Here is an 8,229-nt window from a genome sequence, read left to right on the forward strand (position 1 = left end):
GTCGTTCCCTTCGCTGCGGGTGGGTCGGATGAAGCGATGTCAGTGCGAGGCACTGCTGGGCCGTGCCGCAGGCGACTGCGGTGACCCCGCAGTCTACATCCGCGACGGGCTCGCAGTACAGTCCGAGGCTGCCGGCTCAGCCACTCGCAACAGGCGGGCGACAAGGTTGCCAATCACACGCATCGGGTTGGCGACGGAACGACCGACAGCCGGTCGAGAAAAGGCCCGACAGTGGCAGGGTAGCAGCAAGGCGCCTCCCTGCCCCTGCCGGGCCGGCGCCGTGGCTGACTCAGCCACGGCCCTGGGGCGTTGCCCCCTCTCAGTGACCCGATGCCGTGGCGGCTCCGAGGCCCGTCTCCGAGCGAACCTTCTGTGCCGGGTACAACGAACGCTCGAGCTTGGCCTGCGCGCTGTTGTCCATCTTCGACACCAGGTAGATCACCAGGAAGGCTGCGGTCATCGAGAACAGCGCCGGCGACGAGTACGGGAACCAGGCGCTCCCTTTCGGGTTCTTCAGCACGGCCTCCCAGACGGACGCCGAGAGGATCGTCAGACCTACCGAGAGGACGAGGCCAACGATGCCACCGGCCACCGCACCCTTGGTCGTGCAATCCTTCCACAACACCGACATGAAGAGTACCGGGAAGTTGGCGGAGCAGGCAATGGCGAAGGCGAGCATCACCATGTAGGCGACGTTCTCCTTCTCGAAGGCAATCCCGAGGAAGACCGCGATGATGCCGAGGCAGACCGTGGTGATCTTCGAGACGCGCAGTTCGGACGCCGAATCGGCATTGCCATGCTTGAACACCGTCGCATAGAGATCATGCGACACGGCCGAAGCACCGGACAGCGTCAGGCCGGCAACGACCGCCAGGATCGTCGCGAAGGCCACTGCCGAGATGAAACCGAGGAAGACGTTCCCGCCAACAGCATTCGACAGGTGGATGGCGGCCATGTTGCCACCGCCCCGCAGGCCGTCCCAGACCGGTTTGCCATCCGCGCCGACCGCCTGGACTCCATCAACCATCTTCGGCACGTAATAGGCCGCCGGATCCTGCGTCAGCATGACGATGGCGCCGAAACCGATGATGAAGGTCAGGATGTAGAAGTAGCCGATCCAGGTCGTCGCCCAACCGACGGACTTGCGTGCTTCCTTGGCGCTGGGCACGGTGAAGAAGCGCATCAGGATGTGCGGCAGGCCCGCCGTGCCGAACATCAGCGCCATGCCGACCGAGATCGCCGAGACCGGATCCTTGATCAGCGCACCGGGGGCCATGATGGCCTGGTGCTTCGAATGGACCTCGACGGCCTTGGCGAACAGCGCCTCTGGGTTGAAGCCGAACTGGAACAGCACGGCCAAGGCCATGAACGTTGCACCGGTGAGGAGCATGATGGCCTTGATGATCTGCACCCAGGTGGTCGCCGTCATGCCGCCGAAGAGAACGTAGCACATCATCAGCACGCCGACGATTATCACCGCGACCGTGTACTCGAGACCGAACAGCACCTTGATCAACTGCCCGGCGCCGACCATCTGGGCGATCATGTAGAACGCCACGACGACCAGCGAACCGGTCGCGGCAAAGCTGCGCATCGGCACCTGCGCAAAGCGATAGGCAGCCACGTCGGCAAAGGTGAACTTGCCGAGGTTGCGCAGTCTTTCGGCCATCAGGAAGGTGATCACCGGCCAGCCGACGAGCCAGCCGATCGAGAAGATCAGTCCGTCGAAGCCGTTGGCGAACACCAGCCCGGAGATTCCCAGGAACGACGCGGCCGACATGTAGTCACCGGCAATCGCCATGCCGTTCTGAAAGCCGGTAATGCCGCCGCCGGCGGTGTAGAAATCAGCGGCGGACTTCGTCCGTGCCGCCGCCCACTTGGTGATTCCCAGCGTGACGGCGACGAAGATGCCGAACATGGCGATTGCCACCCAGTTCGTCGCCTGCTTGGTGGTATTGCCCAGGTCGGCTCCGGCTGCGAGGGCGCTGCCAGCAGCCAGCACGCCGGCGGCAAGAAGCAGGCTGTTGCGCATTGATTGGCTGATCATTTCTGGTTGGCCTCCTTGATGACTTCGGCGGTCATCTCGTCAAAATCCGAGTTCGCCTTGCGCACATAGACGTTGGTGATGGCGATGGTGAACACGATCACGCCAACACCCAGAGGAATGCCGATCGTCATCACCATCCCCGGAGCAAGCGGCGTTCCCAGCCATTCCTTGTTGAAGGCGATGAGCAGGATGTAGCCGTAGTAGGCGATGATCATCAGGATCGACATGAAGATGCTGTAGCTCGTGCGCTTGCTGACCAGCTCGTGGTACTTGGGATTGGCTTCAATCCGTGCAACGATGTCGTCGTTGGCCATGTGTCTTCCTTCCTTGTTTTGGGTGGACAGCCTGTGTTGATATGGACTGCACCGCAGAGCATGGTGCATGTTGCTTACCCGACCCTTACACAAGGCGGCAGTGGCAACAATTTCACGGTCGGTAGCGCTCTTCTGGTTAGAATTCGACTCCACGACCAGCCCCCGACACCTCCAAGATGAACGATGCCAGTCTGCTCCACGACCTGATCCGCCGCTCGGCAAGTCGCCAGCCTGACGCCGCGGCACTGGGTTGTGGCGGTCGGTCGATGAGTTACGGCGAACTGCAGTGCGCGGTCAACGGCTTTGCCAGCGGTCTGCTGGAGCTGGGCCTGCAACGCGGCGAAAGGGTCGCCATCTACCTCGAGAAGCGCCTGGAGACGGTCGTCGCCAGTTTCGGTGCCGCCGCCGCCGGCTGTGTCTTCGTGCCGCTGAATCCGCTGCTGAAGGCAGAGCAGGTCGCCTACATCATGCGCGACTGCAATGTGCGCGCGTTGGTCAGCTCCAGCGAGCGCCTCGCCCTGCTGACGCCCGTACTGTGCTCATGCCACGACCTGCGGCATGTGATCGCCGTCAACAGCCGCGCCTCGGCGAGCAGCGGAGGCCCGCCCGTCCGGCTGGACTGGGACCAACTGCTGCAGGCCCCTGCGCAAGGGGGTCACCGGGTCATCGACACCGACATGGCGGCGATCCTGTACACCTCGGGCAGCACGGGAAATCCGAAAGGGGTCGTCCTCTCGCACCGCAACATGGTCGCCGGTGCCATCAGCGTTGCCGGATATCTCGAGAACAACGCCGATGACACCCTGCTGGCGGCCCTGCCTCTGTCCTTCGACGCCGGCTTCAGCCAGTTGACGACCGCCTTCCACGTCGGCGCCCGCGTCGTCCTGCTGAACTATCTGCTGCCGCAGGACGTCCTCAAGGCTTTGGCGCGCGAGCGGGTCAGCGGCATCACGGCAGTGCCGCCACTGTACATCCAGTTGTCGCAGTTGGAGTGGCCAGCGGTCATCAGCGAGCAGTTGCGCTATTTCGCCAACACCGGCGGCCGCATGCCGCGCGAAACCCTGGCGGCACTGCGGGCACGGTTGCCGAACAGCAAACCGTACCTGATGTACGGCCTGACCGAGGCCTTCCGGTCGACCTTCCTGCCGCCGGAGGAGGTCGACCGACGGCCCGATTCGATCGGCAAGGCGATCCCCAATGCGGAGATTCTGGTCCTGCGGGAGGACGGATCGCCCTGCGTCGCCAACGAGCCGGGGGAACTGGTCCATCGCGGTGCGCTTGTCGGGCTCGGCTACTGGAACGACCGGGAGAAGACGAGCGAGCGCTACAAACCCCTGCCAGCTGGCGTGGCCGGTCGCGATGCCGGCCTGGTACTGCCCGAGATCGCCGTCTTCTCGGGCGATACGGTCCGGATGGACGAGGATGGCTTCCTCTATTTCATCGGCCGGCGCGACGAAATGATCAAGACGTCCGGCTATCGGGTCAGTCCGACCGAGGTCGAGGAAATCGTCTACGCGACTCGCCTGGTCGGTGAGTGTGTCGCCTTCGGCGTTGAGCACCCGACGCTTGGCCAGGCGATTCAGCTGATCGCCACTCCCGCCACCGGCGACCACCTGGACTGCGAGCGACTGCTCGCCGAATGTCGCCAGAGGATGCCCGCCTACATGGTGCCAGCGGGCGTCTGGCCGCGGCACGGCCCGCTGCCGCGCAACCCCAACGGCAAGCTCGACCGCAAGACTCTGGCAGCCGAGTTCCTGTCAGCCGCAGGGGTCGGCGACGCGACCACCCCGCTCACCGCGGGGTCTGCCTGATGGACTTCGGACTTCCCCCTCGGCACGGCGGACGGCTGCGGCGTGCGTTGGCCGGATTGGCAAGACCGGGCGCGAACCAGCAGCACTCGACCACCTGACAACCCTGCAAGGCCAGCCTCCGGTGACCAACAGCGAACGAACCCGCACTGCACACGCGCCGATGAACCAGTTCCCGGTCGTCGACGGCGAACTCCTTGTCGGCGGCGTGCCACTCAGCCGCCTCGCCGCACGGGTCGGCCGAACGCCCTTCTACGCCTACGACCGGCGACTGCTGGAAGCCAGGGTAACGGAGTTGCGCTCGTCGCTGCCTGCCGGCTTGAAGCTGCACTATGCCATGAAGGCCAACCCGATGCCCGCTCTCGTCTGCCACATGGCGAGACTCGTCGACGGCATCGACGTCGCCTCGGCCGGGGAACTCAGGGTGGCCCTCGATGCCGGCGCCGATCCAGTGGAGATCAGTTTTGCCGGACCGGGGAAGGGTTCCGGCGAACTGCGACAGGCAGTTGCCGCAGGCATCCTGATCAACATCGAATCGCCGCGCGAGATCCCAGAACTGGCTGCGATCAGCAGCGATACCGGTTGCACCGCGCGCGTTGCCGTCCGCGTCAATCCGGACTTCGAGCTGAAGAGTTCCGGCATGAAGATGGGTGGCGGAGCCCGGCAGTTCGGGGTGGACGCCGAACTGGTGCCGGAACTGCTCGCCGAGATCGGCCGCAGCGGGCTGGCTTTCGAAGGTTTTCATCTCTTCGCAGGATCTCAGAACCTGCGTGCCGAAGCGATCGTCGAAGCGCAGCGCAAGAGCTACGAACTGGCCGTCGACCTCGCTCGCTTCGCGCCGGCTGAGGTACGCTTCCTCAATCTGGGTGGCGGTTTTGGCATTCCCTATTTCCCGGGCGAGAATCGCCTCGATCTGGCGCCGGTGGCCGCCGGGTTGGCCGTGATCGCCGAGCGGGCGGCGCGGGAGCTGCCGGCTGCCCGGCTGGTCATCGAACTCGGCCGCTATCTCGTCGGCGAGGCCGGCATCTATGTCACCCGGATCATCGATCGCAAGCTGTCACGCGGTCAGGTCTTCCTCGTCGTTGATGGCGGGCTGCATCACCATCTGGCGGCCTCGGGCAATTTTGGCCAGGTGATCCGCAAGAACTACCCGGTGACCATCGGCAACCGGATCGGCGCGCCGGCCAGCATCGCGGCTTCGGTCGTTGGTCCGTTATGTACCCCGCTCGACCTGCTCGCCGATCGGGTGCCGCTGGCCGATGCGCAACCGGGCGATCTGGTGGTCATCTTCCAGTCAGGTGCGTACGGCTTCTCCGCCAGCCCACAGAGCTTCCTCGGTCATCCCTCCTGCGTCGAGATCATCGTCTGAGAGCCGTTCCAGGTCAGGCCTCGCTCGCGAACGAATCCACCCCGGGTCCACCACAGCCTCCATGCCACACATCCCAAGAACCTCTCACTGCCGTCGCCGCGGAGCCATCACCGTACCGCTGCGCCACCGGTCGTGCCGCTCGGGTCGGCGCGACGGCTGCCGGCGCCGCGCCCCGCAGCGGGCGGTCGCAGCCCGCTCACCCGGGCACGCTGGCAGGCAAACGATACGACGGCATCGGAGCGGCGCGTGACACCCAGCGACGGCACGGGACAGCTGCCCCGCACGCCCTTGCTCGACTGGTCGAGCTTTGCCGGCGCACGGCGTTTGACTGGCGTACACAGCATCGACGATATCGCCGACAACTGCCTGACGACCAGCGGCCGGGCCGCGATCTACCTCGCCTTGCTGCAGTTGCGCCTGGAACCGGGCAGTCTGGTCCTGATTCCCAGCTATCATTGCCCGACGATGGTGGCCCCGGTGATTCTGGCCGGACTGCGGGTGGCGTATTTCGGTATCAGCGCCGACGGACTGCCGCAGCTCGGGACGATCGATGTCGCAACTGCGGCGCGCGCGAAGGCGATGCTGGTGTCGCACTATTTCGGCCTTGCGCGATCGCTGAGAGAGGTGCGTCAATGGTGCGATGCGCGGCAGATTGCGCTGATCGAGGACTGTGCCCACTGCTACTTCGGCAATGCCGGCGAGCGCCCGGTAGGCACCTGGGGCGACTTCGCGACGGCCAGTCTGTCGAAGTTCTTTCCCGTCCCCGAAGGTGGTGTGTTGGCCTCGGCGAAGAGGCCGATCGTTTCTCCAGACCTCACACCACAGGGTCTGAGAGCGGAGCTCAAGGCCTGGGCAGACGTGCTGGAGTCGGCGGTGACTTTCGGCCGCCTGGCGGGTACCCGCTGGCTTCTGGCCGGGCTCTTCGCGATCAAGAATCAGATCCACCGCACGAAGTCTGCGCAGCCACTGGAGGAATCGACGGCCCCGCCCGACATGATGGTCGCCTGCGACATGCGGCGGATCAACCGAACACCCGCCTCGACCGCGGTCGCGCTGCAGAAGCTGTTGCCACGCGGACGAATCATCGCCCGGCGTCGAGCCAACTATGCCGCCTATGCACGGCATTTCCGCCAGGTCGAGGGAGCATTCCCCCTCTATCCTCACTTGGCCGACGACACCGTCCCCTACGTCTTTCCGCTCTGGGTCAACGACGCCGACCGTGTGTATCACAGCCTACGGGCACTGGCTCTACCGGTTTTTCGTTGGGACCGGATCTGGCCTGACACACCCGTTCTGGTGGACGACGTCGGGCCTTCCTGGAGCCAGCACGTGCTGCAACTCCTCTGCCATCAGGACCTGAGCGAAGCTGACGTGACACGGACGGCGCTGGCGACGCTCGGCCTGCTGTCATCAGCGGGCCAAGAGCCAGCCCGCGGTGCTGGCCGGAAATAGAAAGGTGCTCCCGAAGATGCCACCATCACTCGCAATTGCCTGGCAGAACCTACCGGCAGCAGCGCTGCAGCAGGAGCACGGCCCATCTTCCGACTGGGACTGATTGAACGGGCGGCGCGGAGGTCTTCCCTTCCTCGGTTCCAACGCCATCGCCGCTGCCCTCGACTCATTCGGTACGGGCCGGGAGAGGCTGCTGGTCGGCCGACAGGGGCAGGAAATCGTGGCAATGTTCCTGCTGGTGCGAACCTCGGCCGCCGGGTGGCAGACTTTCCAGCCATCACAGCTGCCCCTCGGCGCCTGGGTGGCCGATGACAAACTGCCGCTGCTCGACCTCGCACGCAGCCTGGTTCGCGGGCCGCTCGGCTCCTGCCTCCTGTTGTCGGTGACACAGATCGATCCACTGCATGCCGCGCGTCCGCCCGACAACGCCGACGGCCAGAGCAGCGACTACATCCGCACGGCCTGGACCGAGATCCAGGGCAGTTTCGCCGAATACTGGAACCAGCGCGGCAAGAACCTCCGTCAGAACATGCGCAAGCAGAGGAACAGGCTGCAGAGGGGATCACCGGAAAGCTTCGCGTCCTCGAGCAGCCGCGGGACATGGCGACGGTGATCGAGCGCTATGGCGCACTCGAGAGCACCGGCTGGTGGGAGGCGGACCGGGGTACGGCCATTCACCCCGACAATGCGCAAGGGAAGTTCTACCGCCGCTTGCTGGAGTGCGCGGCGACGCGTGGCGAGGCGGTCGTCTTCGAGTACCTGTTCGACGACCGGGTCGTCGCCTCCAACCTGTGCCTGCGACGCGATGAGGTGCTCGTCATTCTGAAGACGACCTACGACGAGTCGATCCAGTCGTACTCGCCGGCGTTCCTGCTCAGCCAGGACACGATCGAGCTGCTTTGCCACGAGGGCCGGGTGCAGCGCATCGAGTACTATGGACGGATGATGGAATGGCACAGCCGCTGGACCGAAACCTCACGCGTCCTCTATCACCTGACCATCTATCGCTGGCCGCTGCTGCTGCAGCTTGCCGCATGGCGCCGGCGGCGAAGTCCCCTTCCGACCACTGAGCAAAGAGGATCGGCGAGCTTGCCGGAACGGCAATGGGAAACGGGAAACGGGAAACGGGAAACGAAAGACCGGCCGTGGCCGGTCGTTTCATCACTGCGACTGACTGATTCAAATGGTCGGGGCGCCGGGATTCGAACTCGGGACCCCTTGCACCCCATGCAAGTGCGC

At 64.9% G+C, this 8,229-nt stretch carries 7 protein-coding genes; 5 read left to right on the forward strand and 2 right to left on the reverse strand.

The genetic code is table 11. The annotated features are described in order from the left end of the window. Nucleotides 1–319: 319 nt before the first annotated feature. Both NFW30_RS03210 and NFW30_RS03215 read right to left on the reverse strand, forming a co-directional pair. Entirely contained in the window at nt 320–2,047 is a 1,728-nt protein-coding gene (locus NFW30_RS03210; RefSeq protein WP_295371755.1) for a cation acetate symporter, read from the reverse strand. Next, entirely contained in the window at nt 2,044–2,361 is a 318-nt protein-coding gene (locus NFW30_RS03215; RefSeq protein WP_295356377.1) for a DUF485 domain-containing protein, read from the reverse strand. The genes NFW30_RS03210 and NFW30_RS03215 overlap by 4 nt, the downstream gene beginning before the upstream one ends. 176 nt (nt 2,362–2,537) lie before the next feature. Between NFW30_RS03215 and NFW30_RS03220 the strand changes: the two genes are divergently transcribed. The 5 genes from NFW30_RS03220 to NFW30_RS03240 all read left to right on the forward strand — a co-directional run. Next, nucleotides 2,538–4,172 carry an acyl-CoA ligase (AMP-forming), exosortase A system-associated gene (locus NFW30_RS03220; RefSeq protein ID WP_295356379.1) on the forward strand — a complete coding sequence of 545 codons (1,635 nt, stop codon included), beginning with the start codon at nt 2,538–2,540 and terminating at the stop codon, nt 4,170–4,172. A 160-nt stretch (nt 4,173–4,332) separates the two neighbouring features. Then, nucleotides 4,333–5,538 (forward strand): pyridoxal-dependent decarboxylase, exosortase A system-associated, encoded by a 1,206-nt coding sequence (locus tag NFW30_RS03225; RefSeq protein ID WP_295356381.1) that lies wholly within the window; start codon nt 4,333–4,335, stop codon nt 5,536–5,538. 246 nt (nt 5,539–5,784) lie between these two features. Then, nucleotides 5,785–6,990 (forward strand): DegT/DnrJ/EryC1/StrS family aminotransferase, encoded by a 1,206-nt coding sequence (locus tag NFW30_RS03230; protein ID WP_295356383.1) that lies wholly within the window; start codon nt 5,785–5,787, stop codon nt 6,988–6,990. A 103-nt stretch (nt 6,991–7,093) separates the two neighbouring features. Beyond that, nucleotides 7,094–7,603 carry a hypothetical protein gene (locus NFW30_RS03235; protein ID WP_295356385.1) on the forward strand — a complete coding sequence of 170 codons (510 nt, stop codon included), beginning with the start codon at nt 7,094–7,096 and terminating at the stop codon, nt 7,601–7,603. Further along, on the forward strand, nt 7,591–8,229 hold a 639-nt coding region (locus NFW30_RS03240; protein WP_295371758.1), incomplete at its 3' end, for a GNAT family N-acetyltransferase. The genes NFW30_RS03235 and NFW30_RS03240, both read left to right, overlap by 13 nt.

This window comes from Accumulibacter sp. (assembly GCF_023806635.1).
GTDB lineage: Bacteria > Pseudomonadota > Gammaproteobacteria > Burkholderiales > Rhodocyclaceae > Accumulibacter.

What these genes read in the sequence shown, in the direction of transcription:
- NFW30_RS03225 (WP_295356381.1), top strand. Translation starts at nt 4,333, where the DNA reads ATGAACCAGTTCCCGGTCGTCGACGGCGAACTCCTTGTCGGCGGCGTG.
- NFW30_RS03215 (WP_295356377.1), bottom strand. Translation starts at nt 2,361, where the DNA reads ATGGCCAACGACGACATCGTTGCACGGATTGAAGCCAATCCCAAGTAC.
- NFW30_RS03220 (WP_295356379.1), top strand. Translation starts at nt 2,538, where the DNA reads ATGAACGATGCCAGTCTGCTCCACGACCTGATCCGCCGCTCGGCAAGT.
- NFW30_RS03210 (WP_295371755.1), bottom strand. Translation starts at nt 2,047, where the DNA reads ATGATCAGCCAATCAATGCGCAACAGCCTGCTTCTTGCCGCCGGCGTG.